General features: G+C 59.8%; 13 protein-coding genes. 2 read left to right on the top strand and 11 right to left on the bottom strand.

What is annotated here, in order from left to right; translation table 11 throughout:
* Positions 1–2: 2 nt before the first annotated feature.
* Together ACIOZM_RS18415 and ACIOZM_RS18410 are read right to left on the bottom strand one after the other, a co-directional pair.
* Positions 3–596, bottom strand: a complete 594-nt coding sequence (locus tag ACIOZM_RS18415) for a hypothetical protein (protein ID WP_401216228.1) — start codon at positions 594–596, stop codon at positions 3–5.
* Positions 562–1302: an SURF1 family protein gene (locus tag ACIOZM_RS18410; protein WP_401216227.1), complete on the bottom strand. Its 741-nt coding sequence runs from the start codon at positions 1300–1302 to the stop codon at positions 562–564. Before ACIOZM_RS18410 ends, ACIOZM_RS18415 begins: the two co-directional genes overlap by 35 nt.
* Positions 1303–1372: 70 nt before the next feature.
* Between ACIOZM_RS18410 and ACIOZM_RS18405 the strand changes: the two genes are divergently transcribed.
* Positions 1373–1576: a twin transmembrane helix small protein gene (locus ACIOZM_RS18405; protein ID WP_401216226.1), complete on the top strand. Its 204-nt coding sequence runs from the start codon at positions 1373–1375 to the stop codon at positions 1574–1576.
* Positions 1577–1583: 7 nt separating this feature from the next.
* Here the strand turns inward: ACIOZM_RS18405 and ACIOZM_RS18400 are convergent, their stop codons facing one another.
* The 4 genes from ACIOZM_RS18400 to coxB form a co-directional block, all read right to left on the bottom strand.
* Complete coding sequence (locus ACIOZM_RS18400) at positions 1584–2471, bottom strand: cytochrome c oxidase subunit 3 (RefSeq protein ID WP_401216225.1); 888 nt, start codon at positions 2469–2471, stop codon at positions 1584–1586.
* A gap of 25 nt (positions 2472–2496) precedes the next feature.
* Positions 2497–3045 (bottom strand): cytochrome c oxidase assembly protein, encoded by a 549-nt coding sequence (locus tag ACIOZM_RS18395; protein WP_401216224.1) that lies wholly within the window; start codon positions 3043–3045, stop codon positions 2497–2499.
* A 129-nt stretch (positions 3046–3174) separates the two neighbouring features.
* The gene (gene ctaD, locus ACIOZM_RS18390; RefSeq protein ID WP_401216223.1) at positions 3175–4761 is read right to left on the bottom strand and encodes a cytochrome c oxidase subunit I; all 1587 of its coding nucleotides are present in this window, start codon (positions 4759–4761) and stop codon (positions 3175–3177) included.
* A gap of 82 nt (positions 4762–4843) precedes the next feature.
* Positions 4844–5971, bottom strand: a complete 1128-nt coding sequence (gene coxB, locus ACIOZM_RS18385; RefSeq protein WP_401216222.1) for a cytochrome c oxidase subunit II — start codon at positions 5969–5971, stop codon at positions 4844–4846.
* A 369-nt stretch (positions 5972–6340) separates the two neighbouring features.
* On the opposite strand from coxB, the gene ACIOZM_RS18380 reads away from it, so the two are divergent.
* Positions 6341–6973, top strand: a complete 633-nt coding sequence (locus ACIOZM_RS18380; RefSeq protein WP_401216221.1) for a hypothetical protein — start codon at positions 6341–6343, stop codon at positions 6971–6973.
* A gap of 124 nt (positions 6974–7097) precedes the next feature.
* Here ACIOZM_RS18380 and ACIOZM_RS18375 read toward each other — a convergent pair whose 3' ends face one another.
* From ACIOZM_RS18375 to ACIOZM_RS18355, 5 genes are all read right to left on the bottom strand, one after another.
* Positions 7098–8624 carry a SulP family inorganic anion transporter gene (locus ACIOZM_RS18375; protein WP_401216220.1) on the bottom strand — a complete coding sequence of 509 codons (1527 nt, stop codon included), beginning with the start codon at positions 8622–8624 and terminating at the stop codon, positions 7098–7100.
* Between the two features lie 90 nt (positions 8625–8714).
* Complete coding sequence (locus ACIOZM_RS18370; RefSeq protein WP_401216219.1) at positions 8715–9446, bottom strand: carbonic anhydrase; 732 nt, start codon at positions 9444–9446, stop codon at positions 8715–8717.
* A 237-nt stretch (positions 9447–9683) separates the two neighbouring features.
* Entirely contained in the window at positions 9684–10742 is a 1059-nt protein-coding gene (locus ACIOZM_RS18365) for a PA0069 family radical SAM protein (RefSeq protein WP_401216218.1), read from the bottom strand.
* Between the two features lie 74 nt (positions 10743–10816).
* Positions 10817–12118: a c-type cytochrome gene (locus ACIOZM_RS18360; protein ID WP_401216217.1), complete on the bottom strand. Its 1302-nt coding sequence runs from the start codon at positions 12116–12118 to the stop codon at positions 10817–10819.
* Positions 12119–12130: 12 nt separating this feature from the next.
* Complete coding sequence (locus ACIOZM_RS18355; protein WP_401216216.1) at positions 12131–13915, bottom strand: GMC family oxidoreductase; 1785 nt, start codon at positions 13913–13915, stop codon at positions 12131–12133.
* Positions 13916–13917: the final 2 nt, after the last annotated feature.

Genomic DNA, 13917 nt, shown 5'->3' with positions numbered 1-13917 from the left:
CCTTATCCGATGTTCGACAGTTTCAGCAGATGGCGCAGGTCGTTAAGCAGATCCTTGCCTTTGACGTTCGGGTCGTAACGCAGCACCAGATTGCCGTGAGGGTCGATGATCCACAGTTGCGGCGTGGCTTTGTCGCCGGTGGTCTTGCTGAACGTGGTGACATCCAGTGGATAGCGTTGCAGTTGCGGGTATTCGCGGGTCAGTTTGGCATCGTAATCCGCGGCCAAAGGCTGTGCGGCGGCCAAGGCGTGGCTGGCGCGACTGGCATCCCGACCGAGGCCGATCTGAATCTGTCGCGCCAGATACACCAACTGCTGGCAATCGACGGCGCAATCCTTGGGCGCAGTCACCAGCATCTGCCAGCGATCTTCATCGGCGACCACACCGAGGTCGGCGCGGGACTGACCGTTGCCAATCAATTCGCCGTGGTAGCTGCGGCCGTCCGGCACCCAGAACTGCAATTTGTACATGCCGGTGGCGAGGATCATCGGACCGATCACGCCGAGCAGGATCAGCAGCAGTTGAATGCGTCCGCGACGGCGACTGGCGACGGGTTTCGCTTCAGACATGCTGGGTGGATTCATGGCCGTTCCCATGGTGTTTCTCCTTTGCGTTGTGCCAGCCGAGATAGACATAAAGACCGAACAGGGCGATGGCCATGGCGAACCACTGCACGGCGTAACCGAGGTGTTTTTCCGGGCCCATGGCGACCACTGGCCAGTCGGCCTCGTAGCTGGCCGGGCCTTGTTCTGCGCGCACTTCGTAGGCGAAGCCGTCGCGGTCGAGGGTTTTCCACAGCTTGGCCGGCTCGACGGCAGTGATGGTTTGCGGCCAGGTGCTGCTGACCGGATCGGCATGCAACTGGAAGGTCGCGCCGGGAGCGACATAGACCCAGGCATCGATACTCAGCGCCTCGGCGGGTGTGCTGAATTGTGGTGCTACGCGGCGATCCGGCCACGGCAGCCAGCCACGATTGACCAACAGCCACAGTCCGGTGGCCCGATCCTGAAACGGTTGCAGCAGTTCCACGCCGACCTTGCCGTTACGTTGGCGATTGTCGAGCAGCAGGCTGTGCGCGGCATCGAACTGGCCATGCAGGCGCACCCGGCGAAACGCCGGATCGGCGCTGTGCAACAATTCGCTGCTGGCCATCGGCTCGGCGGCGCGGCGTTCGGCGTAGTTGGCGAGGAGGGCGGTTTTCTCCGCGCCACGGCTCAGTTGCCAGAACCCCAGCGACACCAGCAGCGGCAACAGCAACGCCACCACCAATGTCGGTACGACGCCCGGCCGAAAGCGCTTCATGGCCGCGCCAATAAGTCAGTCGTCTGGGTCGCTATACTCAAATGCATCGCCTGTCCCCCGGAGTCTTCCCATGCTCAAAGCAGCCATCGTTCTGCTGCTGATTGCCACGGTGATCAGCCTGTTCAGCGGCCTGTTTTTCCTGGTCAAGGACGACAGCCATTCAAATCGCCTGGTCATCGCCTTGAGTGTTCGGGTGGCATTGGCCGCTGCAACCGTCGGCTTGATCACCTGGGGTTTTTACAGCGGCCAACTGGTGTCACACGCGCCGTTCTAGCGGGCGCTTAAAGTACGTAAACAAAGATGAACAAGCCGATCCACACCACATCGACGAAGTGCCAATACCAGCTCGCCGCTTCGAAGCCGAACTGGTGCTCGTTGTCGAAATGGCCCTTCATGATCCGCATCAGCATCACGAACAGAATGATCGTGCCGATGGTCACGTGGGCGCCGTGGAAACCGGTGAGCATGAAGAACGTCGCGCCATAGATGCCGGAACCGAGGGTCAGCCCCAGTTCGTGGTAGGCGTGCATGTATTCCTCGGCCTGCAAGGCGAGGAAGCCGCAGCCCAATAGCACGGTGATCGCCAGCCAGATCTTCAGCGCGCCGCGATGGCCCTTCTTCAAGGCGTGGTGGGCGATGGTGATGGTCACGCTGGAGCTGACCAGCAAAATCGTGTTGATCAGCGGCAAGCCCCAAGGGCTGATGACTTCCTTGGGTGGCGGGAACAGTTTCGGGTCGGGTGTGTGCAGCAGCGGCCAGGTGAACTGGAAGTTCGGCCAAAGCATGTGCGCGATGCCTTTCGGGCCTTCACCACCAAGCGCCGGGCCGGAAATGTGCCGCACGTAGAACAGCGCACCGAAGAACGCGGCAAAGAACATCACTTCGGAAAAGATGAACCAACTCATGCCCCAGCGAAACGAGCGATCCAGCTGCGGGCTGTACAACCCCGCACGGCTTTCCTTGATCACCGTGCCGAACCAGCCGAACAGCATGTACGCCAGCAGCAACCCGCCGACGAAAAAGATGTACGGGCCGTGGGATTCCGGGCGCGCAGCCTTCAGATCGTTGAACCAGGTGGCGAGGCCGTACACGGTGATGACCATGCCGAGTGTGGCGATGATCGGCCACTTGCTCTGGGCCGGAACGTAATAATGCTCATGAGTTGCCATTTATTGTTCTCCTTATCGGGCACGCTTAACCGCCAGTATTTGCAGCCACTGGTGGATGACGGGCGGTGATATCGAACAGCGTGTAGGACAGCGTCAGGTGCTTCACATCCTTGGGCATGTCGCGGTCAACAATGAAACGCACCGGCATCTCGATCTGCTGACCGGGCTGCAGCACCTGCTGGGTAAAGCAAAAACATTCGGTCTTGTGGAAATACGCCGCCGCCTCGCTCGGGGCGATGCTTGGCACGGCCTGGGCGCTCATCGGTTTGTCGGTCGGGTTGCGGGCAATGAAGATCATCTCGTTGACCCCGCCCGGGTGGGCGACCAACTCCTCACCCTTGGGATAGAACTCCCACGGCATGTCGGCATTGTTCATCGACAGAAACTGCACGCGCACCTGCCGCGTGTTATCGACGACTTGCTCGCCTTCGTACTGCCCGGCGGTCTTGCCGTTGATGCCGAAGGCTTTGCACATCACGTCGTAGATCGGCACCAGGGCAAAACCGAAAACGAACATCGCCACCACTACGCCGAGCAGGCGGGTGACCAGTTTCTTCAGCGAGATCTCAGCCATTTTTTTCAGCCTCTACGCCCAACTCTGTGGGAGCTGGCTTGCCAGCGATGGCTGCCTGCCTGACACACCGCACTGGCCCCATCGCTGGCAAGCCAGCTCCCACAGGAGTTTCAGCAATGCGGAAAATGTTCATTTCACTTCCGGCGGCGTAGTGAAGGTGTGATACGGCGCGGGGGAGGGCACGCTCCATTCCAGGCCTTCGGCGCCATCCCACGGTTTGGCCGGTGCTGGCGGGCCGCCGCGAATGGTCTTGATCACGATGAACAGGAAGAACAGCTGCGTGGTGCCGAACATGAACGCGCCAATCGAGGAGACCATGTTGAAGTCGGCGAATTGCAGGTTGTAGTCCGGAATCCGTCGCGGCATCCCCGCAAGCCCCACGAAGTGCATCGGGAAGAAGGTCAGGTTCATGCCGACGAAGGACAGCCAGAAGTGCAGCTTGCCGAGGGTTTCGTCGTACATATGGCCAGTCCATTTCGGCAGCCAGTAGTAGGTAGAGGCGAAGATCCCGAAGATCGCACCCGGCACCAGTACGTAGTGGAAATGCGCGACCACGAAGTAGGTGTCCTGATACTGGAAGTCCGCCGGGGCGATGGCCAGCATCAGCCCGGAGAAACCGCCGATGGAGAACAGAATCACGAACGCCACGGCGAACAGCATCGGTGTTTCGAAGGTCAGTGAGCCTTGCCACATGGTGCTGGCCCAGTTGAACACCTTCACCCCGGTAGGCACCGCGATCAGCAAGGTCGCGTACATGAAGAACAACTCGCCCACCAGCGGGATGCCGACCACGAACATGTGGTGCGCCCAGACGATGAACGACAGGAACGCGATGCTCGCCGTGGCGTAGACCATCGAGGTGTAGCCGAACAACGGCTTGCGCGAAAACGTCGGGATGATCGAGCTGACCGCGCCGAACGCCGGCAGGATCATGATGTACACCTCGGGATGCCCGAAGAACCAGAACACATGCTGGAACAGTACCGGGTCACCGCCACCGGCGGCACTGAAGAAACTGGTGCCGAAGTGGATGTCCATCAGCATCATCGTCACGCAACCGGCCAGCACCGGCATCACCGCGATCAGCAGGAACGCGGTGATCAGCCAGGTCCAGACGAACAGCGGCATTTTCATCAACGTCATGCCCGGGGCGCGCAGGTTGAGAATGGTCGCGATCACGTTGATCGCGCCCATGATCGAGCTGATGCCCATCAGGTGGATGGCGAAAATGAAGTAAGTCACGCTTTCCGGCGCGTAAGTGGTGGAGAGCGGGGCGTAGAACGTCCAGCCGAAATTCGGCCCGCCACCGGCGGTGAACAGGGTCGAAACCAACAGCAGGAACGCCGCCGGCAGCAGCCAGAAGCTGAAGTTGTTCATCCGTGGCAGGGCCATGTCCGGCGCGCCGATCATCAACGGGATCATCCAGTTGGCGAGGCCGACAAACGCCGGCATCACCGCACCGAAGACCATCACCAAGCCGTGCATGGTGGTCATCTGGTTGAAGAACGCCGGTTCGACGATCTGCAATCCGGGCTGGAACAGTTCGGCGCGAATCACCATGGCGAACGAGCCACCGAGCAGGAACATGGAAAACGCGAACCACAGGTACAGCGTGCCGATGTCCTTGTGGTTGGTGGTCAGCACCCAGCGCATCAGGCCTTTGGCGGGGCCGTGGGCGTGGTCGGCATGACCGTGGTCATCGATTACAGCGCTCATGGCCTGTCTCCTGTAAACGAGTGAGCTGGGCGGACCGGGGCGCGATGTCCCGTCCGATGAATTACCTGCGCGATAGACCGGGTCATTTGCTTTCCGCCTGTTTCAGCTCCAGCACTTCTTTTGGCGTGACCATGTCGCCCTTGTTGTTGCCCCAGGCGTTACGTTCATAGGTCACGACCGCCGCGATATCGACTTCCGACAACTGCTTGCCGAACGCTGCCATCGCAGTGCCGGGCTTGCCGAAGTACACGCGGTGCAGGTGGTCGGCTTTCGGTCCGGTGGCAATCGGCGAGCCTTTGAGTGCCGGGAACATCGGCGGCAGACCCTGGCCTTCGGCCTGGTGACAGGCGACGCACGTGGTGTGGTAGATCTTGTCGCCACGTTCCTTGAGCTCGTCGAGGGTCCATTCCTTGCTCGTCAGCTCTTTGAGTTGTGCGGCTTCGGCTTTGCGGTCGGCGAGCCATTTTTCGTAGTCGGCTTTCTCTTTGACTTCGACCACGATCGGCATGAAGCCGTGATCCTTGCCGCACAGCTCGGCGCACTGGCCACGGTAGATGCCGGGTTTGTCGACACGCGTCCAGGCTTCGTTGACGAACCCCGGGATCGCATCGCGCTTGACCGCAAAGGCTGGCACCCACCACGAGTGGATAACGTCGGCCGAGGTCACGAGGAAACGCACCTTGGCGCCGGTCGGCAGCACCAGCGGCTTGTCGACCTCTAGCAAGTAGTGCTCGCCCTTGGTTTCCTTGTTGTGGATCTGCTCGGCGGGAGTGGCCAGGTTGCTGAAGAACTCGACGTCCTGGCCCAGGTATTTGTAATGCCACTTCCACTGATAACCGGTGATCTGGATATCGATATCCGGCTCACTGGTGTCGTACATCTTGATCAGGGTGGCAGTCGCCGGAACGGCCATCGCCACCAGAATCACGAACGGCACGATGGTCCAGAGGATTTCGACGGTGGTGCTTTCGTGGAATTTTGCGGCGACCTGCCCGGTCGAGCGGCGGTGCACGATCATCGACCAGAACATGGCGCCGAAGACGATGATGCCGATCACCACACAGATCCAGAAAATGGTCATGTGCAGGTCGAATACTGCGTGACTGATTTCAGTCGCTCCAGGCGCCATATTTACAGTCCAGGCCGCGTTGGCCTGGCTGAAAATCGACCACAACAGGAGGCCCATCCAGACGTGTGGATGTCGCATCATTGCGGGTTCCCCTTATCGTTCTTGTTATCCCGCCGGCTTTCGCCTGCGGCAAGGGAGCGGCTGCATCAGACTACGAACTTGATTTGCCGTGCCTTGCTGCGGGTGCAGTCGGGCGTCATCAGCTAACTCCATTCATTGGCGAGTATAGACAGCGACTGGAAATTGCAATGCGCGGACGTAAATCATCTGAAACAGCTGGTACTTGCGTTCCATGGCCCGAATGGAGAAGGATGCAGACGAGTGGTGGCAAATCGATATAACGCAGGTGCATCAAGGATGAAATAATTATGACAAATGCGTCTTAGCATTTTTCGTAAGCCAGCTAACTTATGTCTTCCCTATTTCATTGCCTTGTTTCCTGGAGTTTTCATGAACACCGCCGCATTGCGCGAGCAGATCCAAAAAGCCCGACAAACCGAGCAAGAAACCGGACGGCTGACGCGTCAGCTGCAAGCCAAACTGCCTCATTTACACTCGGCAATCCAATTGCCTGAAACCGATCGTGAAGGCGTACTGACACGTTTTGTCTCCGCCTATATCGACGAAGTACCGGACCTGCTGGACGCAGCCAATGAAGTCGCCAGGGAAGCGGGAATCGAGTCGCAGATCAAACCGGTGCTGAAAATCGCCGAGCAGTACTTTATCCAGCCGCCAGTAGGCCTGGACAGTCTGCTGGACGAAGCCTATCTGGCGCACCGCTTTGTCGAAGAGGTCAACGACCTGTACATCAAGCATTTCGGCCAGCCACTGATCCCCTTGGACATGACGGTCGCCAATCTGATTGCTCACCAATTGCTCGGTGAGGAATTTGCCAACAAACTGGACGAAGTGGTGCACCACGCGGTGGACAGCATGCTCGACGACGACAGCTTTGCGCTGGAGTCGGTCGAAGCCTACCGCGAAAAACTCAGCAGCCCGGACACCGGCGCCGCGTGGAAACGCTGGCCGTGCATGGGTCGCCGCCTGGGTGTAGGTCTGGAGCTGGATCAGCCAGCCGCGTAATGCAGAGTCACCTTTAATACCTGTGGGAGCTGGCTTGCCAGCGATTACGGTAGGTCATCAACATCTCTGTTGACTGATTCACCGCTATCGCTGGCAAGCCAGCTCCCACAGGGTTTTGGGGGATTTAGCCCGCCGCACCGATCCCGGTATTGGTCCGAACCCGCCCTTCAAGCCGTCGCTTCAACCCTCGCGACTCGATCACCAGTTTCGACCCCTTGGCCGCATTCGCCCGGCCCCACTCTTCCAGTAACTCCAGACACGAATGGTCGATGTAGCTCAGATTATTGAGCGGCACGTGCACCGTCGTTCCCGTTGGAATGCTGCCGAGCACCTGAGTCAGCGCCGGCACCTTGAGGAACGTCGCCGCTCCCACCAGCCGTAGTTCCATCTCACCGTCCTGCGGCAGATCGATCAGACTGATCTTCAATCGCGAAGCCTTGAACGCCAGTTTCACCAATGTCAGGCCGAAGCCGATCAGCACGCCGGTCAACAGGTCAGTGAAGATGATTGCCAGCGCTGTGGCGGCGTAGGTGAACATCGGCATCCGCCCATAGCGACTCAGGCCACGGAACGCCTTGATATCGACCAGTTTGAAACCGGTATAGACCAACACCCCCGCCAGGCTCGCCACCGGAATGCTTTGCAGCACACTCGACAGCAACAGCACGAATGCCAGCAGCCACAGACCATGGAAGATCGTTGAATAGCGCGTAGTCGCACCGGCCTGCACGTTGGCCGAGCTGCGCACGATCACCCCGGTCATCGGCAGCGCGCCGACCAGACCGCAGAGCATATTGCCGACACCTTGTGCCGACAGTTCACGGTCGAAGTCCGAACGCACGCCGTTGTGCATGCGATCCACCGCTGCCGCCGACAGCAGGGTTTCGGCACTGGCGATAAACGCCACGGCGAAGGCCGCGATCAGCAGCGTCGGGTCAGCCAGACTCAGCAGGTCGGCAGGCTTCAGCCAGTCGATGGCTTCCGCCAGATTGGCCGGCACCTCGACCCGTTTCACCTGCAACGCCAACAGCAGACTGGCACCTGTCGCCAGCCCGACTCCAAGCAACGCCCCGGGAATAAAGCGCAGCTTATGTGGGCGGAATTTCTCCCACAGCCACATCACTGCAATGGTCGCCAGCCCGAGCAATCCGGCCTGCCAGCCAAGCGATGGCAGTGCCTGCGCCACCGCAGCGGGGAACGCGGTGAGGTTATCCAGCCCGGAGGGTTTTGGCGCCGCGTCGAGCATCACATGCACCTGCGACAGCACGATCAACACGCCGATCCCGGCGAGCATGCCGTAGACCACCGCTGGCGCGGTAACCCGGAACCAGCAACCAAGCTTCAGACGCCCGGCGACCAGTTGCAGAAAACCCGCCAGCAACAAAATCGGCCCGAGCATCTCGATCCCGTGCTGGCGCACCAGCTCGAAGACCAACACCGCCAGGCCCGCCGCCGGCCCGCTGACCTGCAACGGCGAGCCCGCCAGCCAACCGACCACCAAACCACCGATGATCCCGGTGATCAAGCCTTTGGCCGGTGGCAGCCCTGAAGCAATCGCAATGCCCATGCACAGCGGCAGGGCGACCAGAAACACAACCACCGAAGCCAGCAGCTCCCGTGGCAGAACCGCTTTCAATTGAGCAGCACGCATGGTGATTCTCCCGAAGCTTTCTTCAGGCGTGGCTCCGCCTGGCCGCTGAAACAGCGACCGGCGTCAAACCACACAGATTTTTAGGAAGATTTAGAAGCGCGCTTTGGGCGTCGCCACCGGAATCGGATGGCTGCCATCGAGCGGCAGGAATCGAGCCTGATCCGCGTCGTAAGCTTTGATTTCACTGGTCTTGATGTCGTAGACCCAGCCATGGATGAACAGATGACCGTTCGCCATGCGCGAGGCTACCGAAGGATGGGTACGCAAGTGCTGCAATTGGGCGATGACATTTTCCTCGGTGAGGATATGCATGCTCTCGTTTTCGTCGGTGCAGTTGCAGTTGTCATGCACCATGGTTTTCGCGACTTCGGCGTGGCGTAACCAGGCTTTGACCGTCGGCATTTTTTCCAGGCTGTCGGGATTGAGCACCGCACGCATCGCGCCGCAATCGGAATGGCCGCAGATGATGATGTGCTGCACGCCCAGAGCCAGTACCGCGTACTCGATGGCGGTGGAAACACCGCCGTTCATCTGGCCGTAAGGCGGTACGACGTTGCCAACGTTACGGGTCACGAACAGATCGCCGGGGGAGCTGTGGGTGATCAGTTCGGGAACGATGCGCGAGTCGGCGCAGGTAATGAACATCGCCCGTGGCGACTGGGCCGTGGCGAGTTTCTTGAAGAGTTCTTCCTGCTGCGGAAAGACCTCATGACGAAAATGCAGAAAGCCATCAACGATATGTCGCAGCGCTGCATCGGCGGATTCCGCCCCAGGGACGGCTTGCGCCGACGCAGCCAACGGCTGTTTATCCTTGTCACTCATGATTCATCCTCTTTGGCGGATTCAGGGAGTCTTCCCTTGTATTCCGATATGAAGCCAGTGGCTGTTTAAACCATCCGGGCCATCCAGACCCGTCAGTCACTCGATGAACAAGGTAGCCGTCGAAACTTAACTCAAACTGAATCAAACGCTCTAGAACGTGTGTTCCAGGTCACAAAAAACGTGACTGAGGTATTTCGACGGAAGGATTCCAACCCCTCAACCATAGGTCAATTGTCGCTAAATCAACGACATCTGGCGACCCGGCGGACAGAAGGCTGTGCAGTCGAGGTTGTAGCCCTCCCGATGATTAAGGCCAAGACGCTTGATCGCCTTGGCGAAACGCTGCGCGAGGAGATCGGCGAACGGCCCTTCACCGCGCATCCGCGCGCCGAAACGGCTGTCGTAGAGCTCCCCGCCACGGCTTTGGCGGATCAGGCTCAACACATGCGCCGCACGTTGAGGATAGTGCGCTTCAAGCCATTCCTCGAACAGCGGCGCCACCTCAAGCGGCAGGCGCAACATCATGTACGCGGCACTTTGCGCGCCGGCCGCGTGGGCTTCGGTCAGCAGGCTCTCGATTTCACTGTCGTTGATCATCGGGATCATCGGTGAACACAGCACACCGACCGGAATTCCCGCCTCGCGCATCACCCGGATCGCCCGCAATCGCGCCTTGGGCGCAGCAGCGCGAGGTTCGAGGATACGTTTGAGTTCGTCATCCAGCGTGGTCAGGCTGATCATCACCGCCACCAGCCGTTGCTGCGCCAGTTCCGTGAGCAGGTCGAGGTCGCGCAGGATCAGCGAACCCTTGGTGACGATGGTCACCGGATGTTTATAGCGCAGCAGCACTTCGAGGGTCTGACGGGTGATTTTGTGTTCGCGTTCGATGGGTTGATACGGATCGGTGTTGGAGCCCAGATTGATCGGCGCACATTGATAGCCTTTTTTACTCAGCTGTTCTTCCAGCACCTGCGCTGCGTTGGTCTTGGCGATCAGCCTGGTTTCGAAATCCAGCCCCGGCGACATATCCCAGTAGGCGTGGCTCGGTCGTGCATAACAGTAGATGCAGCCGTGCTCGCAGCCGCGGTAGGGATTGATCGAACGATCAAAGGGCAGGTCCGGAGAAGTGTTGCGGGTGATGATGGTTTTCGCCGTCTCGAACATCACCTCGGTGCCTTGGGTGAGCGGCACTTCCTGATACCAGCCGTCATCCTCGGCCACCGAACGGTTCGGTGCGAAGCGATTGTGCGGATTGGTCGCGGTGCCGCGGCCGCGAGGTGGCAGAGGGGTAGACATGACAACGCCTCGATACTGTTTTTATATACAGTATCGAGGCGTTGTTGATCTGGCTAGTGCCGTCGGGCGATTGCTCAGTTGTGTTGTGTCACCTGACCGAGGTCGTCGCCGGAAGTGTGCTTCATATCATCCTTGCGCAACTCGGCCACATCGCCTGGCTTGACCGGCGCGCCCTTGTTGCCCCAACTGCCACGAATGAAACTCACCACGTCCGCCACTTCCTGATCCGACAACCGCCAGGCGAACGCTGGCATGGTGAAGGTCGACGGTGCGGTGTGCGTGGCCGGCAAAGTCCCGCCCTTGAGCACGATGTTGATCAGCGAGGTCGGGTCTTCCGATTGCAGCACCGGATTGCCCGCCAGCGCCGGGAACACCCGGGTGTAGCCGTGACCGTCGGTACGGTGGCAGGCCGCGCAGTTGTCGATGTACACCGACGCACCGCGTTGGCTGTCGTCGCCGTTCCACAGGGCTTTGGCGGCTTTCTCATCGTATTGATGCGGCTGATCGGCCGGGTCATTGGCCGGCAGCGACTTGAGGTAGCGGGCAATCGCGGTCAGATCGGCGTCGGTCATGTATTGCATGCTGTGGGTGACCACATCGCTCATGCCGCCGAATACGGCACTGCGATCACTGCGCCCGGTCTTGAGGAACTGCACCAGTTGCTCTTCGCTCCAGCCGCCGAGGCCATCCTTGTGGTCGCCGCGCAGGCTCTTGGCGATCCAGCCTTCCAGCGGCGCACTGCCGGCGAGGAAGTTTTTGCCATCGGCCGCGCTCAGGGATTTTTCCTGCATGGTCAGGGCTCGTGGCGTATGGCAGGCGCCGCAATGTCCGAGGCCTTCCACCAGATAAGCCCCACGGCTGATCACCGGATCGTCCGACGTTGCTTTGTAGTCCTCGACCTTTGGCGCAAACATCCAGCGCCAACCCATCAGTGGCCAGCGCATGCTCAGCGGCCAGGGAATGTCACTGGCCTTGTTCTCTTGCGCCACCGGTTCGACGCCATGCATGAAATACGCATACAGCGCTTTCATGTCGTCTTGATTGACGCGGGCGTAGGACGGATACGGCATCGCCGGGTACAGCGTGCTGCCGTTTTTGGCGACGCCATGGCGTACCGCCTGGTCGAAATCCTCGAAGCTGTAATCACCGATACCGGTTTTGTCCGGGGTGATGTTGGTCGAGTAGATGGTGCCGATTGGCGTTTCCATCGGCAGGCCACCGGCAAACGGCTTGCCGTCCTTGGCGGTGTGACAGGCCACGCAGTCCCCGGCACGGGCCAGGTATTCGCCGTGTTTGATCAAGGTTTGATCAGCTTCGGCGCCGAACAAGGATGCACTGCCGAGCAGCGCCAACGTCGCGATAACGAGATTCTTCATGGTCATCGCTCCTTAAGCCTGAACCAGCGGGCCGGGGTTTTTCAGGTATTGCTCGCGGATCGCTCTGGCTGACCAGTACGTCAGTGCAGCGACCAGCCCCGTAGGGTTGTAGCCCAGACCTTGTGGGAAAGCCGACGCGCCCGGCACGAAAACGTTGTGCACGTCCCAGCTCTGCAAGTAGCGGTTCAGAGCACTGGTTTTCGGGTCGGTGCCCATGATCGCGCCACCGTTGAGGTGGGTGGTCTGATAGGACGCGGTGTTGAAGTGGTCGCCGACCTTTTTGCCGATTACAGCAATGGCTTTCGGGCCCATGGCTTCGGCAACCTTGCCCATTTTTTCGACCATGAAGCGGTTCATCTTGATGTCGTTTTCCTGCCAGTCGAAGGTCATCCGCAGCAGCGGCAGGCCGTAGGCATCACGGTAAACCGGGTCCAGATCGAGGTAGTTGCCACGGTAGGACTGATGCGCGCCGTGGGAATCCATCGACACCTGGTGGGTGTAGTAATCGGCCGTCGCGCGTTTCCAGTCACTGCCCCATGCCGGCGTGCCGGGTGGGTTGGAAGTACCGGCAATCGGCCGGCTGCCTGCCTGGTTGACCCACATCGGCGAGCCGCCGACAAAACCATGCGGCCCGTGATCGAAGTTGTCAGCGTTGAAGTCATCGATCGCCACGCCGTTGCCGCCGGCACCGATGAAGTTGTTGGTGTGGGTGTCCTTGTCGAAGAACGCCTTGATGGTGGCCATGTTCTGGTAAGCGAAGTTCTTGCCGACCACGCCTTCACCGCTGATCGGGTCGTACGGTTTGCCGATGCCGGAGAGCAGCATCAATCGCACGTTATGGAACTGGAAGGCACCGAGGATCACCAGATCCGCCGGTTGCTCGATTTCCCGGCCCTGACCATCGATGTAGGTCACGCCCGTGGCCTTGGTCTTGGTGCTGTCGAGATTGACCCGCAGCACATGGGAATTAGCCCGCAACTCGAAATTCGGCAACGGCTTCAGCGCCGGCAGAATGTTCACGTTCGGCGAGGCTTTGGAATACATGTAGCAGACGTAGCCACTGCAAAATCCGCAGAAGTTGCACGGGCCCATCTGTGCGCCGTAGGGATTGGTGTACGGCCCGGAGGTATTGGCGGAAGGCAGGTTGTAGGGTTTGTAACCGACTTCGGTAGCCGCTTTGCCGAACAGCTGTGCGGACACGGTGTTCTTCTGCGCTTGCAGCGGGAACGGGTTGGAGCGATCCGGGGCGTACGGGTTGCCGCCCTTGCCCTGACCGACCAGTTGGCCTTTGACAGTCCAGGCCTGGCCCGAGGTGCCGAAGACTTTTTCGGCGTAATCGAAGAACGGTTCCAGCTCTTCATAGCTGACGCCGAAGTCCTGGATGGTCATGTCCTTGGGAATAAAGCTTTTGCCGTAGCGCTCTTCGTAATGGCTGCGCATGCGCAGTTCGATTGGATCGACACGAAAGTGCACGCCCGACCAGTGCAAACCGGCACCGCCAACACCGTTGCCCGGCAGGAACGCACCCAACTGGCGGTTCGGCAGGGCGATGTCATTGACGCTATGGCGAATGGTGACAGTCTCTTTGGAGATGTCCTGGAAGAGTTTTTTCCGCACGCTGTAGGTCAGTTCGTCGATCACCTGGGGATAGTTGCCGTCAGGGTAGGTGTCCTGCATCGGCCCGCGCTCCAGCGCCAGCACGTTGAGCCCGGCCTCGGTCAGCTCTTTGGCCATGATCGCGCCGGTCCAGCCGAAACCGACGATCACCGCGTCGACCTTTTTCATTACCGTTGCCATGC

The organism is Pseudomonas sp. NPDC087346, assembly GCF_044744235.1.
In the GTDB taxonomy this organism is placed as follows: domain Bacteria; phylum Pseudomonadota; class Gammaproteobacteria; order Pseudomonadales; family Pseudomonadaceae; genus Aquipseudomonas.
Note: the sequence above shows the minus strand (reverse complement) of the source record. Positions and strands in the feature narration are given on the sequence as shown.